This window comes from Modestobacter italicus, from assembly GCF_019799965.1.
GTDB classification, from domain to species: Bacteria; Actinomycetota; Actinomycetes; order Mycobacteriales; family Geodermatophilaceae; genus Modestobacter; species Modestobacter italicus_A.
Map to the genome: position 1 here is coordinate 400,766 of NZ_JABGCJ010000005.1, position 22,217 is coordinate 422,982.

At 73.9% G+C, this 22,217-nt stretch carries 20 protein-coding genes and 1 riboswitch; of the genes, 8 read left to right on the plus strand and 12 right to left on the minus strand.

Annotated features, from left to right (window positions below):
* Nucleotides 1–39: 39 nt before the first annotated feature.
* Complete coding sequence (locus HLA93_RS14975; RefSeq protein ID WP_222195174.1) at nucleotides 40–1,554, plus strand: acetyl-CoA hydrolase/transferase family protein; 1,515 nt, start codon at nucleotides 40–42, stop codon at nucleotides 1,552–1,554.
* 1 nt (nucleotide 1,555) lies between these two features.
* On the opposite strand, the gene HLA93_RS14980 is transcribed toward HLA93_RS14975, so the two are convergent.
* The 4 genes from HLA93_RS14980 to HLA93_RS14995 form a co-directional block, all read right to left on the minus strand.
* Entirely contained in the window at nucleotides 1,556–1,906 is a 351-nt protein-coding gene (locus HLA93_RS14980) for a hypothetical protein (RefSeq protein ID WP_222195175.1), read from the minus strand.
* Between the two features lie 23 nt (nucleotides 1,907–1,929).
* Nucleotides 1,930–2,589: a hypothetical protein gene (locus tag HLA93_RS14985; protein WP_222195176.1), complete on the minus strand. Its 660-nt coding sequence runs from the start codon at nucleotides 2,587–2,589 to the stop codon at nucleotides 1,930–1,932.
* Between the two features lie 93 nt (nucleotides 2,590–2,682).
* On the minus strand, nucleotides 2,683–3,849 hold the full coding sequence (locus HLA93_RS14990; RefSeq protein ID WP_222195177.1) for an SDR family oxidoreductase: 1,167 nt from the start codon (nucleotides 3,847–3,849) through the stop codon (nucleotides 2,683–2,685).
* A gap of 50 nt (nucleotides 3,850–3,899) precedes the next feature.
* Nucleotides 3,900–4,235, minus strand: coding sequence for a zf-TFIIB domain-containing protein (locus HLA93_RS14995; RefSeq protein WP_246626648.1), 336 nt, complete (start codon nucleotides 4,233–4,235; stop codon nucleotides 3,900–3,902).
* A gap of 151 nt (nucleotides 4,236–4,386) precedes the next feature.
* Here HLA93_RS14995 and HLA93_RS15000 point away from each other — a divergent pair, with 151 nt between their 5' ends.
* Both HLA93_RS15000 and HLA93_RS15005 read left to right on the plus strand, forming a co-directional pair.
* Nucleotides 4,387–4,611 (plus strand): hypothetical protein, encoded by a 225-nt coding sequence (locus HLA93_RS15000; RefSeq protein WP_222195179.1) that lies wholly within the window; start codon nucleotides 4,387–4,389, stop codon nucleotides 4,609–4,611.
* A gap of 24 nt (nucleotides 4,612–4,635) precedes the next feature.
* A complete protein-coding gene (locus HLA93_RS15005) occupies nucleotides 4,636–5,712 on the plus strand; it encodes a DUF3616 domain-containing protein (RefSeq protein WP_222195180.1) in 1,077 nt (358 codons plus the stop codon).
* A gap of 1 nt (nucleotide 5,713) precedes the next feature.
* On the opposite strand, the gene HLA93_RS15010 is transcribed toward HLA93_RS15005, so the two are convergent.
* Complete coding sequence (locus HLA93_RS15010; protein ID WP_222195181.1) at nucleotides 5,714–6,565, minus strand: hypothetical protein; 852 nt, start codon at nucleotides 6,563–6,565, stop codon at nucleotides 5,714–5,716.
* Between the two features lie 138 nt (nucleotides 6,566–6,703).
* On the opposite strand from HLA93_RS15010, the gene HLA93_RS15015 reads away from it, so the two are divergent.
* Nucleotides 6,704–8,425 (plus strand): amidase, encoded by a 1,722-nt coding sequence (locus HLA93_RS15015; RefSeq protein ID WP_246626649.1) that lies wholly within the window; start codon nucleotides 6,704–6,706, stop codon nucleotides 8,423–8,425.
* Between the two features lie 316 nt (nucleotides 8,426–8,741).
* On the opposite strand, the gene HLA93_RS15020 is transcribed toward HLA93_RS15015, so the two are convergent.
* The 3 genes from HLA93_RS15020 to HLA93_RS15030 all read right to left on the minus strand — a co-directional run bounded on the left by HLA93_RS15020 (nucleotide 8,742) and on the right by HLA93_RS15030 (nucleotide 13,197).
* Complete coding sequence (locus HLA93_RS15020) at nucleotides 8,742–9,950, minus strand: DUF3500 domain-containing protein (protein WP_222195182.1); 1,209 nt, start codon at nucleotides 9,948–9,950, stop codon at nucleotides 8,742–8,744.
* A 294-nt stretch (nucleotides 9,951–10,244) separates the two neighbouring features.
* Nucleotides 10,245–11,075 (minus strand): HDOD domain-containing protein, encoded by an 831-nt coding sequence (locus tag HLA93_RS15025; protein WP_308128155.1) that lies wholly within the window; start codon nucleotides 11,073–11,075, stop codon nucleotides 10,245–10,247.
* 55 nt (nucleotides 11,076–11,130) lie between these two features.
* Complete coding sequence (locus tag HLA93_RS15030; RefSeq protein WP_308128156.1) at nucleotides 11,131–13,197, minus strand: putative bifunctional diguanylate cyclase/phosphodiesterase; 2,067 nt, start codon at nucleotides 13,195–13,197, stop codon at nucleotides 11,131–11,133.
* A gap of 243 nt (nucleotides 13,198–13,440) precedes the next feature.
* On the opposite strand from HLA93_RS15030, the gene HLA93_RS15035 reads away from it, so the two are divergent.
* From HLA93_RS15035 to HLA93_RS15050, 4 genes are all read left to right on the plus strand, one after another.
* A complete protein-coding gene (locus HLA93_RS15035) occupies nucleotides 13,441–14,616 on the plus strand; it encodes an acyl-CoA dehydrogenase family protein (RefSeq protein WP_222195183.1) in 1,176 nt (391 codons plus the stop codon).
* A gap of 7 nt (nucleotides 14,617–14,623) precedes the next feature.
* Entirely contained in the window at nucleotides 14,624–15,778 is a 1,155-nt protein-coding gene (locus HLA93_RS22095; protein ID WP_222195184.1) for an acyl-CoA dehydrogenase family protein, read from the plus strand.
* A gap of 147 nt (nucleotides 15,779–15,925) precedes the next feature.
* Nucleotides 15,926–17,071 (plus strand): LLM class flavin-dependent oxidoreductase, encoded by a 1,146-nt coding sequence (locus HLA93_RS15045; RefSeq protein WP_222195185.1) that lies wholly within the window; start codon nucleotides 15,926–15,928, stop codon nucleotides 17,069–17,071.
* Nucleotides 17,068–17,685 (plus strand): FMN reductase, encoded by a 618-nt coding sequence (locus HLA93_RS15050; RefSeq protein ID WP_222195186.1) that lies wholly within the window; start codon nucleotides 17,068–17,070, stop codon nucleotides 17,683–17,685. Before HLA93_RS15045 ends, HLA93_RS15050 begins: the two co-directional genes overlap by 4 nt.
* Before the next feature lie 74 nt (nucleotides 17,686–17,759).
* Here HLA93_RS15050 and HLA93_RS15055 read toward each other — a convergent pair whose 3' ends face one another.
* The 4 genes from HLA93_RS15055 to HLA93_RS15070 all read right to left on the minus strand — a co-directional run bounded on the left by HLA93_RS15055 (nucleotide 17,760) and on the right by HLA93_RS15070 (nucleotide 21,965).
* Entirely contained in the window at nucleotides 17,760–18,899 is a 1,140-nt protein-coding gene (locus HLA93_RS15055; protein WP_222195187.1) for a serine hydrolase domain-containing protein, read from the minus strand.
* A 63-nt stretch (nucleotides 18,900–18,962) separates the two neighbouring features.
* Complete coding sequence (gene mftD / locus HLA93_RS15060; RefSeq protein ID WP_222195188.1) at nucleotides 18,963–20,156, minus strand: pre-mycofactocin synthase MftD; 1,194 nt, start codon at nucleotides 20,154–20,156, stop codon at nucleotides 18,963–18,965.
* 149 nt (nucleotides 20,157–20,305) lie between these two features.
* Nucleotides 20,306–20,905: a YceI family protein gene (locus HLA93_RS15065; protein WP_222195189.1), complete on the minus strand. Its 600-nt coding sequence runs from the start codon at nucleotides 20,903–20,905 to the stop codon at nucleotides 20,306–20,308.
* Between the two features lie 160 nt (nucleotides 20,906–21,065).
* On the minus strand, nucleotides 21,066–21,965 hold the full coding sequence (locus HLA93_RS15070) for a transglycosylase SLT domain-containing protein (RefSeq protein ID WP_246626650.1): 900 nt from the start codon (nucleotides 21,963–21,965) through the stop codon (nucleotides 21,066–21,068).
* 16 nt (nucleotides 21,966–21,981) lie between these two features.
* Nucleotides 21,982–22,130: riboswitch (cyclic di-AMP (ydaO/yuaA leader) on the minus strand.
* Nucleotides 22,131–22,217 lie beyond the last annotated feature (87 nt).

The following is a 22,217-nucleotide window of genomic DNA, read 5'->3' on the forward strand; positions in this document are numbered from 1 at the left end:
GCGGGGCAGCAGGCCGGCGCGCCACGGAGGAGGTCACCGGTGACGGGTCGGATCCGCAACGCGAGCCTGGCCGCCAAGGTCGTGCCGGCCGAGGCGGCCGCCGCCGTCATCCGGCCCGGCGACACGGTCGGCATGAGCGGGTTCACCGGCGCCGGGCACCCCAAGGCGGTGCCGGGGCTGCTGGCCGAGCGGATCACCGCCGCGCACGCCGCCGGGGACCCGTTCCGGATCGACCTGTGGACCGGGGCCTCCACCGCGCCGGAGCTGGACGGCGCGCTCGCCGCCGCCGACGGCATCGGGCTGCGGTTGCCCTACCAGTCCGACCCGGTCGCCCGGCAGCGGATCAACGCCGGCGAGATCGACTACGTCGACGTCCACCTGTCCCACGTCGCCCAGCTGGCCTGGGAGGGGTTCCTCGGCCCGCTGGACGTCGCCGTCGTCGAGGTCAGCGGGATCACCGAGGACGGGCAGCTGATCCCGTCGTCCTCCATCGGCAACAACAAGACCTGGCTGGACCTCGCCGACCGGGTGGTGCTGGAGGTCAACAGCTGGCAGCCGGCCGGGCTGGACGGCATGCACGACGTCTACTACGGGACGGCGCTGCCCCCGAACCGCCGGCCGGTGCAGCTGACCCGGCCCGGTGACCGGATCGGGGTGCCCCACCTGCAGGTCGACCCGGACAAGGTCGTCGCCGTCGTGGAGACGAACGCCCCGGACCGGAACACCCCGTTCAGCGAGCCGGACGAGGTCGCACGGTCCATCGCCGGGCACCTGATCGAGTACCTGGAGCACCAGGTCACCCGCGGCCGGCTGCCGGCCGAGCTGCTGCCGCTGCAGTCCGGCGTCGGCAACGTGGCCAACGCCGTGCTGTCCGGGCTGCAGGAGTCCCGGTTCGAGCAGCTGACCGCCTACACCGAGGTGGTGCAGGACGGCATGCTCGACCTGCTGCGCTCAGGCACGCTCGTCTCCGCCTCTGCCACCGCGTTCTCGCTCAGCCCCGCCGCGATCGCCGAGTTCGAGGCGCAGATCGACGAGTTCCGCGACCGGATCCTGCTGCGGCCCCAGGAGATCAGCAACCACCCCGAGATCGTGCGGCGGCTGGGCGTGCTGGCGATGAACGGGATGATCGAGGCCGACCTGTACGGCAACGTCAACTCCACCCACCTGATGGGCAGCCGCATCCAGAACGGGATCGGCGGGTCGGGCGACTTCGCCCGCAACGCCTACGTCTCCTTCTTCCTCACCCCGTCCACCGCCAAGGGCGGGGCGATCTCGGCGATCGTGCCGATGGTGTCCCACGTCGACCACACCGAGCACGACGTGTCGGTGATCGTGACCGAGCACGGGCTGGCCGACCTGCGCGGGCTGCCACCGCGCAAGCGCGCGCAGCTGGTCATCGACCGCTGCGCCTCCCCCGACTACCGGCCCCTGCTGACCGACTACTACGAGCGGGCCGAGCGCGGCGGCCACGGCCGGCACACCCCGCACCTGCTCGCCGAGGCGCTCAGCTGGCACACCCGCTACCTGGAGACCGGCAGCATGCTGCCCGCCTGAGTCAGGAGCGCTTGGCGTCCAGTCGCTGCAGCAGCTCGTCGGCGGCCTGCTCGATCTCCGGGTGGTCGTTCTGGCTGGCCCGCTGCTTGGCGTGGATCAGCGCTGCCCGATTGACCTTCGCGAAGTCGCCGTAGGGGAACCGGTAGCGGCCCTTGGTGCCCTCGCCCTTGTCCGGGTCGACGGCCAGGTGCCACTGCCCGTAGCCCTCCTGCCCCTCGTCCTCCCGCTCCTCGTTCTCCTCGTCGGTGGACGGCGCGGCGTCGGACCACTCGGTCCGGTCGTCGTACTCCCCGGCGTCGATCAGCTGCCGGGCGTGGGCGACCCCGGCCTCGTTCACGTCGTAGTCAGGCATGCCGCGGCCCTACCCCGGGCAGGTCAGCCGGGGAACACGTCCTGCTGGGAGAAGAGCAGCTCGCCGTCGTCGCACTCGACCAGGTCCGCGGGGTCGTCGACACCGGCGGGCACCTCGCGGCCGACCACCAGCACCGACCGGCCGGTCGACCGCAGACCGGGCACGTCGCCGAGGGAGTCCCAGCCGTCGGCGGCGGCGAGCTGCGACAGCGCCCGCCCCAGGTCGGCCCCCTCGGCGTCGACCGTCTCGTCGCCGTCCGGGGCCGTGCGCGACCGAGCCCGGCGACCGGCGGCCAGCACCGCCGCCGCGTCGGTGACCAGCAGGTCGTGGCGCTGCAGCACGGCGACCTCCGTGGCCGCACCGGGGGCGTCGTCCTCGCCGGGGTCCGCGGCGCCGTCGTCCGGCACCGCCTCGTCGTCGTCCTGCTCGTCGTCCTCGGCGTAGCTGTGCAGCACGCCGAAGGGGAAGTCGTTGCCGGTCAGGTCGAACTGGGCGTCGGCGTAGGCGAGCACCGCCGGGAGCAGCCGGTCGCTGGCGGCGAACACCTCGGGCATGCCGGCCTCGCCGGTCACCGCCGCCACGGCGTCGGCGTGCGCGGTCACCGCCGCGGCCAGCTCGGCCGCGGCAGCCCGCAGCCGCTCGGCACCGGCGGGGGTGAACTGGGTGAGGTCGTCGTCAGCCACGCCGCGACGGTACGGGCCGCCGCCCCGTCGAGATCGGGCTGGTGGCTGCCTCCGGCCCGGCATGACCGCCAACAGGCCGATCTCGACGGGCACTCAGCGCAGCGGCGGGATGACCTTGCGGGCTGCCAGCTGCTCGAACAGCTCGACGAAGCGCTCCTCGGTGTCCAGGCAGTCGGCGAACCCGGCCTGGCGCAGCTTGATCGTGGAGCTGACGTTGTCGAAGCCGGAGGTGAAGATGAACTGGCCGAAGTCCCAGCCGACCAGGTCCTCGTACGGCGTCGGCACGAGGTCGTGCCGGGCAGCCAGCCGCTCCCACACGTCGCGCCGGCCGGCCATCGCCTCGGCCAGCGGCACCGGCTGCGGCTCGGCGGACTCCATCCCGAACGCCCGCGCGAACGCCGGGAACAGGTGCCGCCAGCGCAGCTGGTCGCCGTTGGTCACGTTGTAGACCTCGCCGTCGGCGGCCGGCTCACCGCCGGCCCACACGGTGGCACGGGCGAGCAGCTCGGCGTCGGTGACCTGGTAGAGGGCGTCGTAGGCGGCCAGGCTGCCCGGGAAGCGCAGCGGCTGGCCCAGCTCCTTGCTGATCGCGGCGTAGACGGCGATGACCATCAACAGGTTCATCGGGTTGCCGACGGCGTAGCCGATCACCCCCTCCGGCCGCAGCACGGTCAGCCGGAAGCCCCGCTCGGCCGCGACCTCGCGGAGCAGGTCCTCCTGGTCGTAGTAGAAGTTCGGCTGGACGATCCGCGGGTCGCTCTCCTTGGCCGGGGTGTTGAAGAACCCCATGTGCGCCCCGTAGGCCTTGCCACCCTGGTACAGGGTCACGTGCTCCAGCGGCGCCCCGGCGGCGGCCAGCCCGTCGAGGGTGTGCCGCAGCATCCCGACGTTGACCTCCGACAGCTCGGCCGCGGTGGGCCGCTCGGCGTAGGCCCCGAACACCAGGTGCGTGGTGTCCGCGGCCGCCGCCAGCCCGTCGCGGGCCGCGTCGGCGTCCCGCAGGTCGACCGCCAGGTGCTCACCGGCCAGGTCCGCCGGCCGGCGGCGGCTGACCCCGCGCACCCGCCAACCGGGACGGCGCCCGTACTCGGCGGCCGCGGCGGCGCCGATCACCCCGCCGGCCCCGGTCACCAGCACGCTGCCCGCTGCCTGCTCCGTCATCGACTGCACTCCCTCGTCCGCTCCGGTGTCCGGGGGCTCCATGCCCGGCGACGGGACGGCGAACCGGTCGGCGACTGTGGCGCTCGACCAGTTCGGCACGGGGAACTGCGGGTACGTGAGGCGGCGGTCGACGGCTGAGCCGCCGCGGCTCAGCCGAAGAGCTCGCTGATGAGCGACTTCTTCCGCGGCTTGTGCCCGTACCCGTGCGAGCTGGAGCTGCTGCTGCGCACCTGGCCGAGCACCTCGCTGACCACGGCGCCCAGCGAGGGCTGCGGCTGCTGGGTGTGCGACGACTGAGGGTGCGAGAACGGCTGCTGGTGCGAGGCCGGGCGCGGGGTCGGCTGCTGCGCCTGGCCCGCCGGGGCGGCGCCGTGCCAGGCGGTCTCGGCGTCGACGAGTCGCTCCAGCTCGCCGCGGTCGAGGAAGATGCCGCGGCACTCGGTGCACTGGTCGACGTGGACGCCGTTGCGCTCGTAGGTGCGCATCGTCCCCTGACACTTCGGGCAGACCAGGTCCATGCGCGCCCAACGGCGCTCCGGGCCGGCGGGTTCCCGACCGCGAGGAACCGACCTAGGTCGCGCAGCCACCGACCATCGGCCGCTGCGGGTGGCCACCCGGCTGCGCCAGGCTCGACGGGTGCGCGCCCTCCACGTCTCCGGCTTCGTGCTCCTGCTCATGGGAATCAGCGGCGTCATCGACCACCTGTGGGTGCAGCCGGTGATGAGCCCGGTGCTCAACGTGCTCGAGCGGCAGGTCTTCCCGCGGGTCGACCTGCTGGCCGACCACGCTCTGCTGGCCAACGCCGGGGTGGCCGTGCTCGGCCTGGTGGTGCTGTTCGCCACCGACCCCGACCGGTCGTGAGGCCGGCCGTGCCAGGGTGACGGGGTGACCATCGAGCGCACCGTACGGCTGTCCTTCGGCTCGGCCTCCCGCGAGGCCGCCACCCACACGAACCTGTCCGCCGTCCGCAGCGACGGCCCGGTGCTGTGGGTGGCCGGCGACGAGACCGCGACGATCGAGCGGCTGGTCGCCGACGACCCGCAGCACCCCACCCGGTACGGCGACGAGACCACCTTCCGGCTGGCCGAGCTGGTCGACCTTCCCGGCGACGCGGAGGAGGAGGCCGACATCGAGGGCCTGGCGCGCGCCGGGGGCTTCCTGTGGGCGGTCGGGTCGCACAGCCTGCGGCGTAAGCGGATCAAGGACAGGCACGAGGGCGAGAAGGCGCTGCGCCGGCTGGCCAAGGTCACCGGCCAGGTCAACCGGCAGGTGCTGGTGCGCCTGCCGGTCACCGAGGTCGACGGCCTGCCCGCCCCGGTCCGGGAGGTGACCGTCGACGGCGTGCCCCAGCGGGCCGCGGTGTTCGGCACACACGGCCCCGACCTGCGCGACCTGCTGGCCGACGACGAGCACCTGGCACCGTTCCTCCCCCTCCCCGGCAAGGACAACGGCCTGGACGTCGAGGGCATCGCGGTGGCCGGCGAGCGGGTGTACCTCGGGCTGCGCGGCCCGGTGCTGCGCGGGTGGGCGATGGTGCTGGAGCTGCGGCCCACCGTCGACCCGGCCGACCCCGGCCGGCTGGTGCTGGCCGCGTTCGACGACGGCCGCCCGTACCGCAAGCACGTGCTGGACCTGGCCGGGCTCGGCGTCCGCGACCTGTGCCCGCACGGGGGCGACCTGCTGGTGCTGGCCGGGCCGACGATGGACCTCGACGGCCCGGTGCGCGTCGTCCGCTGGCACGGCGCGCTGACCGCCGCCGCCACGCAGGTCGTCCGCGGGGCGCTGCTGACCCAGGAGGTCGACCTGCCCTTCGGCGTGGGCACCGACCACGCCGAGGGCATCGGCCTGCTGGACGACGACCCGTCCGGGGCGCGGCTGCTGGTGGTCTACGACAGCCCGGCGCCGGAGCGGCTGCACGACCACGGGGTGGACGCCGACGTCGTCCGGCTGCCCGCGCGCTGAGTCAGCCGCCCAGGCCCAGGGCGGCGATCGTGGCCCGCACCTCGGCGGCGGTGCCGGGCTCGACCGGCAGGTGCGGCAGCAGGGCGGGCACCTCCTCGGGCAGCAGCCCCTCGGCCAGCAGCACGTCCAGCAGTCGGTCGGCCGCCGCCACCGGCACGGGCCGGGGCAGCCCGGCAGCCCCGATCGCGGCCTCGGCGAGGAACAGCGCACCGGCCAGCTCGTCGACCGCCGGACCGGGCTCCGGGGCGGCGGGCGGCGCGGCCGCCCGGGTCACCGCCTCCGCGGCGCGGACCAGCGACAGCGGCAGCCCCTCGGCCTCCACCTCGACCAGCGGCGCGCTGCCGAGCGCGGCGAGGACGAGGTGCTCGGCGTCGATCCGCAGCGGCGCCTCCCACTCCCCCACCTGCACCACCTCGGCCAGGTCGGCGCCGTCCTCCCCCAGCTCGTCGAGGAGCTCGGCCCACTCCCGCGGGCGGGTGTCCCGGGCCCGCTCGGCGGCGCGCACGCAGGTGTCCCGGACGAAGGGGTCGATCACCTCCCGGTCGAACCGCTCGGCGTAGAGGGTCCCCTCGGCGGTGACGGTGTTCAGCGCGTCCTGGAAGCTGCCCGGGCGGGCGTCGCCCAGCTCCAGCCGGCCGTCCTCCTCGCCGCTGAGCGGCTGGCCGGTCGCCGCCCGGGCGCCGATGGTCAGCCCGGTGGCCACCACCCGGCCGCGCAGCCGGGTGTGGTGCGGGTGGTCGGAGAGCCCCACCGCCCAGGCGCACGCCTCGGCGATGAGGGCGGCGGCCCGCTCGCGGAGCACCTCCCGGCTGAGCAGGGCCATGGGGTCGGGGCCGAAGTCGCTGTCGAGCACCCCTCCACCATGCCCCCCGCAGGCCGTCGACGGCTCGTCGGGCGGGCGCGCCGGGGAGCTGTGCGTTGACCGAGCGGGAGCTGGGCGACCGGCCTAGCGTGCAGGGCACCGCAGCCCCACCAGTGCTCGGAGGAGCCCATGCGCGTCGCCGCCCACCCCCTGCGCCGGAGGGCCGCGGTGACCGCCGCGCTCGCCGCCGCCCTGCTGGTCCCGGCCAGCACCGTCGCCGCCGCACCCGCCGACCAGGCCGGTGCCGAACGGGGCCGCCCGGACGCCGCCGGCTCGGGCACGCTGCCGCTGCGCGGGCTCGACCTCGACGCGCTCACCATCCCCGAGCTGCAGGACCGGATGGACCAGCGCAGCCTGACCTCGGTCGAGCTGACCCAGGCGTACCTGGACCGGATCGACGACCTGAACGACGACCTCGGTGCGGTGCTCAGCGTCAACCCCGAGGCGCTGGCCGACGCGGCCGCGAGCGACCAGGCGCGCAAGCGCCACAAGACGCGGGGCCCGCTGGAGGGCATCCCGGTCCTGCTCAAGGACAACGTGGACACCGAGCAGCTGCCGACCACCGCCGGCTCCCGGGCGCTGCTGGACAGTGAGCCGGACGACGCGGTGATCACCCGGCGGCTCCGGGACGCGGGCGCGATCGTGCTGGGCAAGGCGAACCTGTCCGAGTGGGCCAACTTCCGCGGCGCGGCGTCCACCAGTGGCTGGAGCGGCGTCGGCGGGCAGACCGCCAACCCCTACGTGCTCGACCGCAACCCGTGCGGCTCCTCCTCCGGCTCGGCGGTGGGCGTGGCCGCCTCGCTGGCCCAGGTGGCGATCGGCACCGAGACCGACGGCTCGATCGTCTGCCCTGCCGGCGCCAACGGCGTGGTCGGCGTCAAGCCGACGCTGGGGCTGGTCAGCCGCACCGGCATCGTGCCGATCTCGGCCGAGCAGGACACCGCGGGCCCGATGGCCCGGCACGCGATCGACGCCGCGCTGACCCTGGAGGTGCTCGCCGGCCGGGACGAGGCGGACGCCGCGACCGCGGAGATCCCGGCCGACCTGGGCACCGACTTCGCCGAGCTCGACCTCGACGCGCTGAAGGGCGCCCGGATCGGGGTGTGGACGCTGTCGCCCGAGGAGTCCGCCGCGGTCGACGACCAGACGGAGGCGGTGTTCGCCGCGGCGGTGAAGCAGCTGGAGGCCGCCGGCGCGACGCCTGTCCCGGTGCAGCTGCCCTACCAGGAGGAGATCGGCGCCGGGGAGTTCCCGGCGCTGCTGGCCGAGTTCAAGCGCGACCTGAACGCCTACCTGGCCGCCACCCCCGGCGACCACCCGGCCGACCTGGCCGGGCTGATCGCCTTCAACGAGCAGGACCCGGTGGAGCTGGCCTACTTCGGCCAGGAGCTGTTCGAGCAGGCGCAGGCGACCGCGGTGCCGGAGGAGGACCCCGCGATCCGGGAGACCCGGGAGCGGATCCGGCAGCTGGCCCGCGCCTCGATCGACGAGGTGCTCGCCCAGGGGGCCGGCCCGGAGGACGACCTGGCCGCGATCGTCGGCCTGACCAACACCCCGGCCTGGCAGACCCGGTACGAGTACCTGGACGGCGAGGCGGACGCCTTCGTCTACAGCACCTCCGGCCCCGCCGCCGTCGCCGGCTACCCGAACGTGTCGGTGCCGGCGGGCTTCGCCGGCCCGCGGGAGACGCTGCCGGTCGGCGTCTCGTTCTTCGGGACCCGCTGGGACGACGCCCGGGTGCTGGACATCGCCGCGGACTTCGAGGACCAGGCCGCCGCCCGCGAGGCGCCGGGCTACCTGCCCACGGTCGGCGCCGACCCGCAGCCGGACAACCCCGAGCCCGCCACCTGACCAGGGGCCTCCACCTGCACGCCCGCGGCGGCACCCTGGTCACCGAGCAGGCGCATCGGCAGGTCCTCACCACCGGCGACCGGGGCCGCAGCCGAGCGAGGTGACCGAGTCCCGTGACGCGGTCACCTCGCGTGCCGCTGGGTGGCGGCGTCGTGCACGTCGCCGGCGGCGGTCCGGGACGGTCGGGTCTCCGTGCCGTAGGCGGCGTCGCCTGGTCGGCCAGCGGATCAACCGGCCCGAGAGCCGTGCCCGGAGTCGACGGTCCGGTCCACGGACCCCTGAGGTTCGCGGACGTGCCGGTGCGGTCGGGTGGTCGTCATCCGTCGGACGGGGCCCCGCCGCCGGGTGCGCCGCCGCCGGGTGCGCCGCCGCCGGGTGCTCCGCCGCCGGGTGCGCCGCCGCCGGGTGCGCCGCCTCCGCCCATGCCGGAGGCGGCTTGCTGCGTCACGCTGCCGGCGTAGTCGTTCGTGGGGTCGCGGTAGATGGTGTGGACGTGACCCCAGCCGCTGGTGCTGACACCCTCGACGTCCGCACCGGCTGACCCGTTCTGCGCCTGGAACGAGACGTACACGTTCGGCCCGGAGATCGAGAACGAGATGCCGTCGCCGGTGCTCATGTCGTAGGTGGTCTCACCCGACCAGGCCACGACCGTGTCGGCGAGGGTGGCCTCGATCTCGGCGAGGGTGGTCGCGGTGCTCTCCTCGTCGGCCATGCCCGCCCAGTTGGCGACGAGCTCGAGCAGCAGCTGCTGCTGCTCCTCGGTCAGGTCCGCGCCGGTGAGTCCGGTCCCGGTGGCGAAGTCACAGGTGTCGCCGGGGGCGCAGGAGCTGACCTCACCCGAGGTCAGGGTCGCCTGCTGCTCAGCGGTGAGGCTGTCGAAGAAGGCGAACGCGTCGGTGTAGATGCCGTCGAACGGCTGCACCTCGTTGCCGTCGGCGTCCGTGTAGACCGCCGGCTGCACCCCGAGGTGGGTCGGGGCGAACGTGATCGTGTCGGCGGCGCCGTCGAGGGTGGCGTTGATGCCCAGGTGGTGGCCGCCGAACTGCACCTCGAAGGCGCTGGTGTCGGACGGATCGCCGAAGAAGGCGATGTAGTACTGGCCCAGGCTCTCCTCCGTGGAACTCGAGTTCTCGAGCAGGAACTCGTCCCCGCCCATGATGGCCGTGACGGTCTGGTAGGCCTCCTCGCTGAGCAGCGACTCGAGCACGGCCAGGGCGGCGGTCTGCTGCTCCTCGGTGAGATCGGTGAGGTTCAGGCCGGCGCGCTCGACGAAGGTGACGGGGAAGTTCGACCAGGAGGTGGTCTTGGTCTCGTCGTCGTAGGCGTAGAGCACCGCCTCGCGCTGCTCGTCGCTCAAGGTGGCGAGGAAGGCCGCGGCAGCGGCCGCGGTGTCGCTGATGGTCTGCGCGGTCGTGGTGGCGTCGGCGGTCGAGGTCGCCGCCACGTCCGTGTTCGAGGTGCTGGTCGAGCTGCTCGTCGAGGAGCTGGTGGCAGTGTCGGCCGTGGTGGTGCTGCATCCACCCAAGGCGAGACCGCCGGCAAGCAGCATGGCGGTCGTCCATCTGGTGGCGGCCCGCACAGGTCGTCGTCCTGCTGGGGCGGTGGTCGCGGCGATCTCCGTCATGGGACTCACGATGGGCAGCCGTGCTCTGCGGGAGCTGTGCGCAGTCAATGGGGCGCGGATGCATCGATGTACTCGGCCCCAGCCAGCCGGAGCCTCCTCGACAGGACGTCGCTGATGCAGGACTCGTCTACCGGTCGGTCGATCGGGTCGACTCATGCCGGAGGCGGGCTGACCGGCCAGCCCTCGTCAGTACACCTAGCCCAGCAGCGCGGTGCGCAGCTCCTCGGCATCGGCGCGGACCTGGGACAGGATCGGGGCCACGTCGCGCTCGCGCAGCTGACCGCAGCTGACCCGCTCGATCGCGGTCTCCTGGTGGTCGCCGTCGGTGAGCCGCCCGGCGACCTCGAACGCCGACCGGAGCAGCGCGCCCTGGAAGGACGCACCGTCGTCCACCTGCTTGAGCGGCACGAGCATCCCGGCCGGGAAGCCCCACTGCTCCAGCGCGACGGAGGTGAGCCGGAGGGCGGAGATGCCGTAGCGGTGCACCTCCGCCGTGCGGCGGTCGGCGAAGGAGCGCTGGGTGGCCCACAGCTCGCCGTACCCCTCAGGGTCGTTGTGGTGCAGCAGCGCCACGCCCATCTGCGCCAGCAGCCCGAGGCAGAGGGCGTCCTGCGGGCGCTCGGCGAACCGCGGCGCCAGGGTCGAGGCAGCCAGGGCCAGGGTGGTGCTCGCCTCCCAGAAGTCCTCGGGCAGCCGGGACTCGTCGTCCAGGTCGGTGAGGGCGACGGTGGCCATCGTGCGCACGGTGGCGAAGCCGACGACGGTCACCGCGAACTGCAGCGAGGTGACCCGCCCGCGCATGCCGTAGAACGCCGAGTTGGCCAGCTTCATCACCCGGCTGGCCAGCGCGACGTCGGCGCCCAGCATGTGCGACAGCTCCTTGGCGCTGACCCGGTCGGAGTTGGCCTCCGAGACGATCTGGGCGGCCACGGGACGCTGGGCGGCCATGCTGTCGATGCTCGCCAGCACCCGCTCCAGGTCGAAGACCGGGGCGACGGTCAGGGACGGTGCGGCGGACGGGGTCACGTCGGCTCCAGGTCGGGGTGTCGGTCGGACGGGCGGGACGTCGTCGAGGGGCCGGTCACCGGTCGGCGAACCAGGTGGCGGCCTCGTCGCCGGTGAGCGGGGCGGCGAGGCTGAAGCCCTGCAGGTAGGTCGCGCCCAGCCGGGCGAGCTCCTCGGCCTGCTCCCGGGTCTCCACGCCCTCGGCCACCGTGCACAGGCCCAGGCTGCGGGCCAGCGCGATCACCGCGGAGGTGATCTCGGGGTGCCCGTCGGCCAGCTCGGCGACGAAGGAGCGGTCGACCTTGAGGCAGTCGACCGGCAGGTGGCGCAGGTAGGCCAGCGACGAGTAGCCGGTGCCGAAGTCGTCGATGGAGACCTGCACCCCCAGGTCGCGCAGCTGGAGCAGCACGGCGCGGGCGGACGCGGGGTCCTTCATCAGCGCCGACTCGGTGATCTCGATGGACAGCCGGCTCGGCTCCAGCTGGTGGCGGCACAGCGCCGACTGCACGTACCCGTGCAGGTTCACGTCCAGCTGCAGGGCCGAGACGTTCACGTTGGCCCGCTGCGGGGCGTCGGCCCCCAGCCGGCGGTCCCACTCGGCCAGCTGCCGGCAGGTCTCGTCGAGCACCAGCAGGCCGAGTGCCGAGACCAGGCCGCTCTCCTCGGCCAGTGGCACGAAGGTGCTGGGGCTGATCGGGCCGCGTTCGGGGTGGTGCCAGCGGGCGAGGGACTCCACCGCCACCGCGCTGCCGTCGGCGGTGCTGAAGATCGGCTGGTACATCAGCGTGACGTCGCGCCGGTCGATGGCCTCGCGCAGGTCGGCGACCAGGCGGAGCTTGTCCCGGGCCTGGGCGCGCGCCTGCGAGTCCAACACCGTGATCCGGCCCTTGCCGCCGGCCTTGGCCTGGTACATGGCGATGTCGCAGTCGCGGATCAGCTCCTCGGCCGCGCGGTGCTCGGCGGTCTGCACGGTGACCCCGACGCTGGCCCGGGGGTGCAGTTCGACGCCGGAGAGGGTGAGCGGCCGGTGCAGGGCCAGCCCGATCCGCTCGGCCAGCGCCACCGCGTCGTCCTCGGTGACGTGCTGGCAGACGACGACGAACTCGTCACCGCCGAAGCGGGCCACCAGGTCACCCGGGCGCACCGTCGACCGCAGCCGCGAGGCGACCTCGACCAGCAGCGCGTCCCCGGCCGTGTGGCCGAGCGAGTCGTTGACGACCTTGAAGTTGTCCAGGTCCAGGAAGATGCAGGCCAGCCCACCGGCGCCGGGCCGGAAGCGCTCGGCCACGTGTTCGGCCAGCAACGTGCGGTTGGGCAGGCCGGTCAGGGGGTCGTGGTTGGCCTGGTAGGCCAGCCGGGCCTCGAAGGCCAGCCGGTCGGTGATGTCCTCGATGGTGCCGATGAAGCCGGCCCCGACCCCCGGGGTGAACACGTGGGCGAAGCGGATCACCGTGCTGCGCTCGGACCCGTCGTCCCGGACCAGGCGGGCGCGTACCTCCCGGTCGCCGCCCTCGAGCACGGCCACGGCCTGCTCGATGACCGACTCCAGGTCCTCGGGGTGCACGGCGTCCATCCACCCGGTGCCCAGCAGCTGTTCGGCCTGCCGGCCCACCAGGGCGCAGAAGGCGTCGTTGACGTGCCCGAGCCGCATGCCCTGCTCGGACAGCAGGGTGGGCACCGGCGACCGTTCGGTGAGGGTGGCGAAGCGCCGCTCGTGCGCATCGGCGGTGGCCCGCAGCGCCCGCTCGGCCTCGTTGGCCGTGGAGAGCAGCCGCACCGTCCAGCGCTTGCCGGCCGGCGGCGGCACCGGCACCGCGGCGACCGAGCAGTCGAGCAGCGCACCGCTGGCGCACCGCACCGGCAGCGTCATGTGCACGGTCCGCTCCCGGCGGAGCAGCAGCTTGAGCTCGCCGCCGCGCAGCGAGGGCAGCAACTGCTCGACCGGCACCGCGTGCAGGTCCGCCACGCCGTAGCCCAGCAACGTCCCCGCCCGCTCGTTGCTCCAGCTCACCCGCAACACGCCGTCCACCTGCTCGACGACCAGGATCGCCATGGCGTCGCTGACGCTCACCCCGTGGAAGACCGCCGCGACGACCTCCGGGGACGCCGACGGCTCGCTGAGCGCCCGCGTCCGTGCAGCCACGCCCCACCTCCTCCGTCGTCCGCCGGACGCGGCAGCGCGTCCTGACCACAGCCTCGGCCTCCGCCGATCGGCTCTCCAGTTGATCCGGTGTACTTCCCCCCAACGAGGCGGGTGGCCCGGAGGCGACCACGCGCGGTCACCGACGGCGCGTCCGCGGACCCCGGGTTACCGCCCGGTAGGGAATGTGGGATGTTCGACCCCTCCACGTCGAGACGGCAGAGTTGCTGTCAGGAATGAGGTCCCATGCGCTTGCAGCTGTCGCCGGAGGACCAGTCCTTCCGGGACGAGATGCGCACCTTCTTCACCACCCAGGTGCCCGAGTCCATCCGGGAGGCGGTCGCGGCCCACCGGGAGCTGACCAAGGAGCAGTTCGTCGAGGCCCAGCGCGTGCTCAACGCCGCGGGCCTGGCCGTGCCGCACTGGCCGGTCGAGTGGGGCGGCCGTGACTGGACGCCCCTGCAGCGCCACATCTGGCGGGAGGAGATGCAGCTGGCCGGCGTCCCCGAGCCGCTGGCGTTCAACGCCAGCATGATCGGGCCGGTCATCGCCACCTTCGGCTCCCAGGAGCAGAAGGAGCGCTTCCTGCCGGCCACCGCGAACCTGGACATCTGGTGGTGCCAGGGGTTCTCCGAGCCCGACGCCGGGTCCGACCTCGCCTCGCTGCGCACCACCGCGGTGCGCGACGGTGACGACTGGGTGGTCAACGGCCAGAAGACCTGGACGACGCTGGGCCAGCACGCCGACTGGATCTTCTGCCTCGTGCGCACCGACCCGACCGCCGAGAAGCGCCAGCGGGGCATCTCGCTGCTGCTCTTCCCGATGGACACCCCGGGGGTGACGCTGCGGCCGATCGAGCTGCTGGACGGCGGCTTCGAGGTCAACGAGGTCTTCTTCGAGGACGTCCGGGTGCCGGCGGAGAACCTGGTCGGCGAGGAGAACCGCGGCTGGGACTACGCGAAGTTCCTGCTCGGCAACGAGCGGGTCGGGATCGCCCGGATCGGCTCGACCAAGCGGATGCTGGTCGACGCCAAGGAGCACGCCCGGCAGATCACCTCCGGCGGTGTCCCGCTGTCCGAGGACCCGTACTTCCGGGCCCGGATCGCCGAGCTGGAGAACGAGCTGCTCGCGCTGGAGCTCACCGCCCTGCGGGTGGTGGCCAACTCCGCCGGCGGCAAGCCGCACCCGGCCTCCTCGGTGCTGAAGCTGCGCGGGTCGGAGCTGCAGCAGGCGGCCACCGAGCTGCTGGTCGACGTGGCCGGGCCGCTGTCGGTGCCCTCGTTCACCGGCGGGGAGTCCGACGTCCCCGAGTGGGCGCAGGTGTCGGCCCCGTCGTACCTGAACTACCGGAAGGTCTCCATCTACGGGGGCTCGAACGAAGTGCAGCGCACCATCATCGCCGGCTCGATCCTGGGGTTGTGAGGTCACCGTGGAGTTCAGCTACGACGACGAGCAGAACGGCCTGCGCGAGGCGGTGAGCGGGCTGCTGGCCCGTGCGTACTCCGACAGCGAGCAGCGCCGGCGGGTGGTCGCCACCGACCCCGGCTTCGACGAGAAGACCTGGAGCCGGCTGGCCGAGATGGGCCTGCTGGGCCTGCCCTTCGCCGAGGCCGACGGCGGGATGGGCGCCGGCCCGGTGGAGGTCTCCATCGTCGCCGAGGAGATCGGCCGGGTGCTCGCGCCCGAGCCGTTCGTGGAGGCGGTGGTCCTCGCCGGTGGCCTGGTGTCCGACCTGGGCAGCGACGCGCAGCGCGCCGAGGTGCTCGGGGCGCTGGCCGAGGGCACCCTGCTGCCGGCCTTCGCGCACGCCGAGGTCGGCACCCGCTGGGAGCCCTCCGCCCGCGCGGTGACCGCCACCGAGGACGGCGGCTCATGGACCCTGACCGGGGTCAAGGAGCCGGTGCCCAACGGTGCCCGCGCCGACCTGCTGGTGGTCAGTGCTGTGGTTGCGCCCGCAGGAGCCCCCGGGGCCACCCGGCTGTTCCTGGTGCAGGGTGACGCGGCGGGCCTGACCCGCACCGGTCACCGCAACCACGACGGCAGCCGGTCGGCCCGGGTCGAGTTCGCCGGCACCCCCGCCCAGCCGCTGGGTGAGGCCACCGGCGACCAGTCGGCGGCGATCGAGAAGGCGCAGGCCCGGGCCCGGGTGGCCTACGGGCACGAGGCGCTGGGTGCGATGGAGACGGCGCTCACCACGACGGCGGAGTACCTCAAGACGCGCAAGCAGTTCGGCGTCCCGCTGAGCAAGTTCCAGGCGCTCACCTTCCGGGCGGCGGACATGTACGTGTCGCTGGAGCTGGCCCGCAGCACGGTCATGTGGGCCACCCTGGTGGTCGACGCCGACGGCGACGTGGTCGCCGCCGCCGACCGTGCCCGGCTGCAGGTCAGCCGGGCGGGCCGGCACATCGGCAAGGAGGCGATCCAGCTGCACGGCGGGATCGGGGTGACCGCCGAGTACTCGGTGGGCCACTACACCTCCCGGCTCACCGCGCTGGACCACCTGCTCGGGGACGGCGACTGGGCCCTGGCCCGGCTCGCCGGCACCGTCGGCGAGCACGAGACGGTCGACCCGCTGCGGTCCTGAACGCAGGCGCCGAACGCCCCTCCGGTCCCCCGACCGGAGGGGCGTTCGTCGTCTCAGGACATGGGGAATGGACCGGGCTGCGGTACGGTTCCACCGGCCAGTAGTTGCACTCTCAACCAGTGCGGCTCAGACGAGAGGGAGCACGCCATGCAGTTCGGGATCTTCACCGTCGGCGACGTGACGCCGGACCCGACCACCGGCCGCACGCCCACCGAGGCCGAGCGGGTCAAGTCGCTGATTACGATCGCGCTGAAGGCCGAGGAGGTGGGCCTGGACGTCTTCGCCCAGGGTCAGCACCACAACCCGCCCTTCGTGGTCTCCTCCCCCACCACGACGCTGGGCTACATCGCGGCCAAGACCGAGAAGCTCGTCCTCTCGACGTCCACGACGCTGATCACCACCACCGACCCGGTGAAGATCGCCGAGGACTTCGCCACCCTGCAGCACGTCGCCGACGGCCGCGTCGACCTGATGATGGGGCGCGGCAACACCGGCCCGGTGTACCCCTGGTTCGGCAAGGACATCCGGGACGGCATCCCGCTGGCGGTGGAGAACTACCAGCTGCTGCGCCGGCTGTGGCGCGAGGACGTCGTCGACTGGTCCGGCCAGTTCCGCACCCCGCTGCAGGGCTTCACCTCCACCCCGCGCCCGCTGGACGGCGTCCCGCCGTTCGTCTGGCACGGGTCGATCCGCAGCCCGCAGATCGCCGAGCAGGCGGCCTTCTACGGCGACGGCTTCTTCCACAACCACATCTTCTGGCCGGCCGAGCACACCCAGCGGATGGTGGAGTTCTACCGCCGCCGCTTCGAGCACTACGGCCACGGCAGCGCCGACCAGGCGATCGTGGGTCTGGGCGGGCAGGTGTTCATGCGGAAGAACAGCCAGGACGCCGTCCGGGAGTTCCGGCCCTACTTCGACAACGCACCGGTGTACGGCGGTGGCCCCTCGCTGGAGGAGTTCAGCACCCAGACGCCGCTGACCGTGGGCTCCCCGGAGCAGGTGATCGAGCGGACGCTGGGCTTCCGCGACTACGTCGGTGACTACCAGCGGCAGCTGTTCCTCATCGACCACGCCGGCCTGCCGCTGAAGACGGTGCTCGAGCAGCTGGACATCCTGGGCGAGGAGGTCGTGCCGGTGCTCCGTCGCGAGTTCGCCGCCCTCAAGCCGGCGCACGTGCCGGACGCCCCGACCCACGCCAGCCTGGTCGCCGCCGCCGGCGGTGGGCACGACAGCACGGTGCACGCCGCCGACGACGTCACCGGCCGGACCGTCGAGACGGCGGCGCAGGCGTGACCACCCGGACCCTGGCCGTGGTCAGCGCCGGGTTGAGCAACCCCAGCTCGACCCGGCTGCTGGCCGACCGGCTGACCACCGCCACCGTCGAGGCGCTGCGGGCCCGCGGCGACGACACGACCGTCGAGGTCGTGGAGCTGCGCGGGCACGCCCGAGACCTGGCCGACGCGCTGGTCACCGGGTTCCCCAACACCGAGTTGCAGGCGGCGATCGACACCGTCGTCGGCGCCGACGCGGTGATCGCGGTGACCCCGGTCTTCTCCGCCTCCTACAGCGGCCTGTTCAAGACGTTCTTCGACGTCCTGGACAAGGACGCGCTCATCGGCACCCCGGTGCTGCTGGGCGCGACGGCCGGGACGGCGCGGCACTCGCTGGCCATCGAGTTCGCGATGCGCCCGCTGTTCGCCTACCTGCGGGCGCTGCCAGTGCCCACCGGGGTGTTCGCGGCGTCCGAGGACTGGGCCGGCGGCGGCAGCGGCGCCCTGTCCGGCCGGATCGACCGGGCCGCCGGCGAACTGGCCGACGTGGTCACCGGCCGGCCCGCGGTCTCACGGCCGGCCGACCCCTTCGCCGACCCGGAGACCTCCTTCGAGGAACTGCTCAAGGGCCACTGACCGCCTCGGGCGGCCATGTTCGCGAACATGGCCGCCCGGTCCGGCCGGACGGTGTCCGGTCTGTGGCGGCGGGCTCAGAGGCAGCGGTGGACGGCGGACCAGAAGCCGCCGAGGAACTCCGGCTCGGGCAGGACTCCCCGTGCGGTCAACAGCACCCCGATCAGGTCGTGGTCGGGGTCGACGTGGCCGGTGACGCCGGTGCCGCCGTCCCAGCCCCACCGGCCCGGCTGTGCCCACGGCTCCGCCGGCTCGACCTGCACCCCGACCTGCAGGCCCCAGGACCGGCCGGGGCCGAGGAAGTCGGCGGCCTCGGCGCGCTGGGCGGCGGTCAGCTGCCCGGTGGTCAGCTCGGCCACCGAGGCGGGCTCCAGGACCGGTCCACCGCCGTCGGCGAGCGCGGCGAGGAAGGCCAGCACGTCCGGCGCGCTGGAGACCAGCCCGGCGGCCAGGCCCTCGAACAGCGGTGGCCGGGACGACCGCCCGTCGGCCGGGTCGAGCACCTCGAACCCGGCACCGGCCGGCTGGTACGCCGGCCCCAGCCGGGCGGGGTCGGTCGCCCAGAAGCCGGTGTCGGCCAGCCCCAGCGGCCCGGTGACCCGGTCGTGCAGCAGCTCGCGCAGCGGGCGGCCGGTGACCCTGGCCAGCAGCACCGAGAGCACCTCGGTGCTCAGGTGGTAGAGCCAGCTGGCGCCGGGCTGGGCGGCCAGCGGCAGCTCCCCCAGCCGGGCCAGGTACTCCTCCGGTGCCAGCTCCGGGGGCAGTGGCCCCGGTCCGAGCCCGGCGGCGTGCACGGCCCGGTCCAACGGCGAGCCGTCCCACAGCCCGCCGAAGCCGGGCGTGCTGGTGAGCAGGTGGCGCACGGTGATCGGGTGGTCGGCCGGGACGGTGTCCGTCAGCGGCCCGCCCCGGTCGACCAGGACGCGCGGTCTGGCGAGCTCGGGCAGCCACCGGCCAACCGGGGCGTCGAGGTCCAGCAGGCCGTCCTGGGCCAGCGACAGCGTCAGCACCCCGGCGAACGGCTTGGACAGCGACGACAGCCGGAACAGCGAGTCCGGCTGCACCGGCGTCGGGCCACCCAGCTCCTGGCACCCGCCCGCGTGCACCTCGACCTCACCGCGGTGCCGGACGGCGGCGGCGTACCCGGGCAGCGTGCCGGCGGCCACCTGGGCCTCGAGCGCGGACCACACGGTGACGAAGCGGGAGGGAGCGGGCACGGGGTGCCTCCGGCAGGACGGCGGGCGGGCGGTCCCCCAGAAGACCGCCCGGGCCCGCCGAACTCATCGCCCGGGCTGCTCCGCGGCGCCGAGGCGACGCTCGAAGCCCGGCGGGACGACGACGTCCTCCCGGCGCAGCTCGTCCACCGACGCGTGCCCGAGGCCGACCAGCGCCGACCCGAGCCCGTCGCGCAGCAGGTCCAGCACGTTCTCCACCCCGGCCTGGCCGTTCGCGGCGAGCCCCCACAGGTAGGCCCGGCCGATCATCACCGCCTTCGCGCCCAGGGCGAGGGCCTTCGCGACGTCGCCGCCGCGGCGGATGCCGCCGTCCAGCAGCACCTCCACCTGGTCGCCGACCGCCTCGGCCACCGCGGGCAGGGCCCGGATGGAGGCCGGGGTGCCGTCGAGGTTGTTGCCGCCGTGGTTGGAGACCGAGATGGCGGTGACGCCGGCGTCCACGGCCCGCTTCGCGTCGTCGACCCGCATGACGCCCTTGAGCATGAACGGCCCGTCCCACTGCTCGCGCAGCCAGGCGACGTCGTCCCAGGACGGCATGGGCGAGTTCATCCACTGCCCGTAGGCCCCGAAGAAGGTGGGTGCCGGGTCACCGGGCGTGGCGACCATGTTCGGCACGGTGAGGTCGGGGAGCGCCCGGGTGCGGGCGAAGTCCAGCAGCCAGCGCGGCTTGACCAGCACCTGCGGGGCGTAGCGCCGGGCAGCCTCGAGGCCGATCTTCTCCGGGATGAACGGGCTGCCCCAGTCGCGGCCGTAGGCGAAGGACCAGTCCAGGGTGGCGATCAGGCCGACCGCACCGGCGTCCTTGGCCCGCTGCATCCGGCCGAGCATCTCCTCGCGGCTGCCGACCCAGTACACCTGGAAGAAGGTCTGCGGGTTGGCGGCGACGACGTCCTCGACCGGCTTGCTGGCGAAGGAGGACAGGCCCATCGCCACGCCCCGGGCGGCGGCGGCCCGGGCGACGGCGACCTCGCCGTCGGGGTGCACCGCCTGGACGCCGGTGGGGCTGATCAGCACGGGCATGGACACGGGCTGGCCCATCACCGTGACGCCCAGCCGGCGCTCGTTGCTCAGCCCGGCGGTGTGCGGGGCGAACCCCAGCTCGGCGAAGGCCGCGGTGTTGTCGTCGACGGTGAGACCGCGTTCGGAGCCGGCGACCAGCGCCCCGTAGACCCCCTTGGGCAGCCGCCGTCGGGCGCGCCGCTGCGCCTCGGCCACGGACTCGAACCACGCGTTCGCCACCTGCGGACCCCCTGCTGCTCGCACCGTCCGGCCGGGCACCGTCGCCCGTCCGGCGCGCCCGCGCGCCGGCGTCCACACGGGGACCCGGTACGCGTGGCACCGAGTGCCACCCTAGCGGTCACGACGTGGCGCAGAGCACAGCTGCCGGGTCAGCCCTGCTTGATCGCCGAGACGTCGAACTCGATCTGGATCCGGTCGCTGACCAGCACCCCGCCGGTGTCGAGCACGGCGTTCCAGGTGAGGTCCCAGTCGCTGCGTTTGATCGCCAGTGCCCCCTCGAAGCCGACCCGGGTGTTGCCGAAGGGGTCCAGCGCCGAGCCGGTGAGGGTGAAGTCCACCGACACCGGCCGGGTGACGGCCTTGATGGTCAGGTCGCCGGTGACCCGGTAGACGTCGGCGTCGACCTGCTCGACGTGCGTGGAGTCGAAGCGCATCTCCGGGTACTGCTCGACGTCCAGGAAGTCCGGTGACCGCAGGTGGCCGTCCCGGTCCGGGGTGCCGGTGTCGATGCTGGCCGTGGCGATCCGCAGGCTGACCCGGCTGGCGCCGGGGTCGGCGGTGTCGAGGTGTGCGGTGCCCTCGAACTCGGTGAACGCACCGCGGACGGTGGTCACCATGGCGTGCCGGGCGCGGACGCCGATGCGGGTGTGCGCGGCGTCGACGGTGTAGTCGCCCGTGACGTCGGTCAGGGCGGTGGTGGCGGCGTCGAAGTCCGTCGCGGCACTCTCCGGTGCGCGGTGCTTGCCCACGGTTCAACGCTCCTCTCTCGGGGTGCAACCCCTCGATGGTGCCCGATGCCGTCGGGTCGGTGGGCAGGAGGTGGCGCGGCGAGTGCGGAGGGTGCCGTCCGGGAACCGGACGCAGCGAGACCCGGGTCCGCTCGGACCCGGGTCTCGCTGCTGCGGTCGGTCAGTACCAGCCGGTGGACTTCGAGTGCGACCACGCGCCGCACGGCGAGCCGTAGCGGTTCTCGATGTAGATCAGCCCGGCGTCGATCTGCCGGTAGCCGTCGGAGGTCTTGGCGATCCCGGTGCCCGCCCAGGTGGAGTCCAGGAACTGCGGGATGCCGTAGGCGGTGCTGCGCGGGTTCTGCGCGTTGGGGTTCCAGCCGCTCTCCTTGCCCCACAGGCTCTCCAGGCAGGAGAACTCGCCGGCGTCCCCACCGAGCTTGCCCAGCGCGTAGTCCTGGAACGAACCACTGCCGGACGACGCCCCGGAGGCCGCGGGCCGGGGGGCAGCCGGCTTGGGCGCGGCGGGCTTTGCGGCAGCTGCGGCGGCGGCCTCCTCGGCGGCCCGCGCCTCCTCGGCGGCCTTGGCCTCGGCGGCGAGCCGGGCCTCCTCGGCGGCCTTCGCCTCCGCGGCGAGCCGGGCCTCCTCGGCGGCCTTCGCCTCGAGCACGGCCTGGTCCGCGGCCGCCTGGGCCTGCACGGCGGCGGCCTGCTCGGCCTCCCGCTGGCTGCGGTTGGCGGCCAGCTCACCCAGCCGGTCGGTGAGCGCACCGTCGGTCAGGGCGGTCTCGGTCTGCTGCGAGCTGAGCCCGAGCCGGTCGGCGATCACCACCGACTGCGCGGCCGGCTCGGCCTGGGCGTCCGGCTCACCGGCGACGAACACGTTGACCGCGATCGCGCCGGCCGCGGCGACCGCCAGGTACAGGGTCGGCCGACGCAGCCCACCCGGGGACAGCCGGCGGAGGGTGCGGCTGCTCGACGGGACCGCGATGACCTCGGTCGAGGGCTCGGCGGCCGGCGCGATGACCTCGGTGACCGGCTCCTGCGGGGACGACGTGTGCGCGGTGGTGCGACGGGACATTGAGAGAGGGGCTCCGTGGGTCTTCCGCGGCCGCCTACCGGGTCAGCTGACGGGTTCGGGCGGGAAGTCGCCCTACCCGGCCGGGCACGTGCCCGGGCGGGATTCACCCCAGTGGTGCGGTGGGTCCCCGGCTCGCTGCGTGCAGCGACTCGGCGGCATCCGGCGCGGGCTCCCCGGCTGGGGACCTGACGTCCGACCGGACCTGGCCAACGTAGAGGCCGTTACCGGGCCGTGACAATGCTCGGCGCCGGA

Bases quoted from the DNA above. Each gene is read 5' to 3' on its own strand.
- HLA93_RS14980 (WP_222195175.1), bottom strand. From the start codon at position 1,906: ATGCCTGACTACGACGTGAACGAGGCCGGGGTCGCCCACGCCCGGCAG.
- HLA93_RS14995 (WP_246626648.1), bottom strand. From the start codon at position 4,235: ATGCGCACCTACGAGCGCAACGGCGTCCACGTCGACCAGTGCACCGAG.
- HLA93_RS15070 (WP_246626650.1), bottom strand. From the start codon at position 21,965: ATGTCCCGTCGCACCACCGCGCACACGTCGTCCCCGCAGGAGCCGGTC.
- HLA93_RS15035 (WP_222195183.1), top strand. From the start codon at position 13,441: ATGCGCTTGCAGCTGTCGCCGGAGGACCAGTCCTTCCGGGACGAGATG.
- HLA93_RS15045 (WP_222195185.1), top strand. From the start codon at position 15,926: ATGCAGTTCGGGATCTTCACCGTCGGCGACGTGACGCCGGACCCGACC.
- HLA93_RS15015 (WP_246626649.1), top strand. From the start codon at position 6,704: ATGCGCGTCGCCGCCCACCCCCTGCGCCGGAGGGCCGCGGTGACCGCC.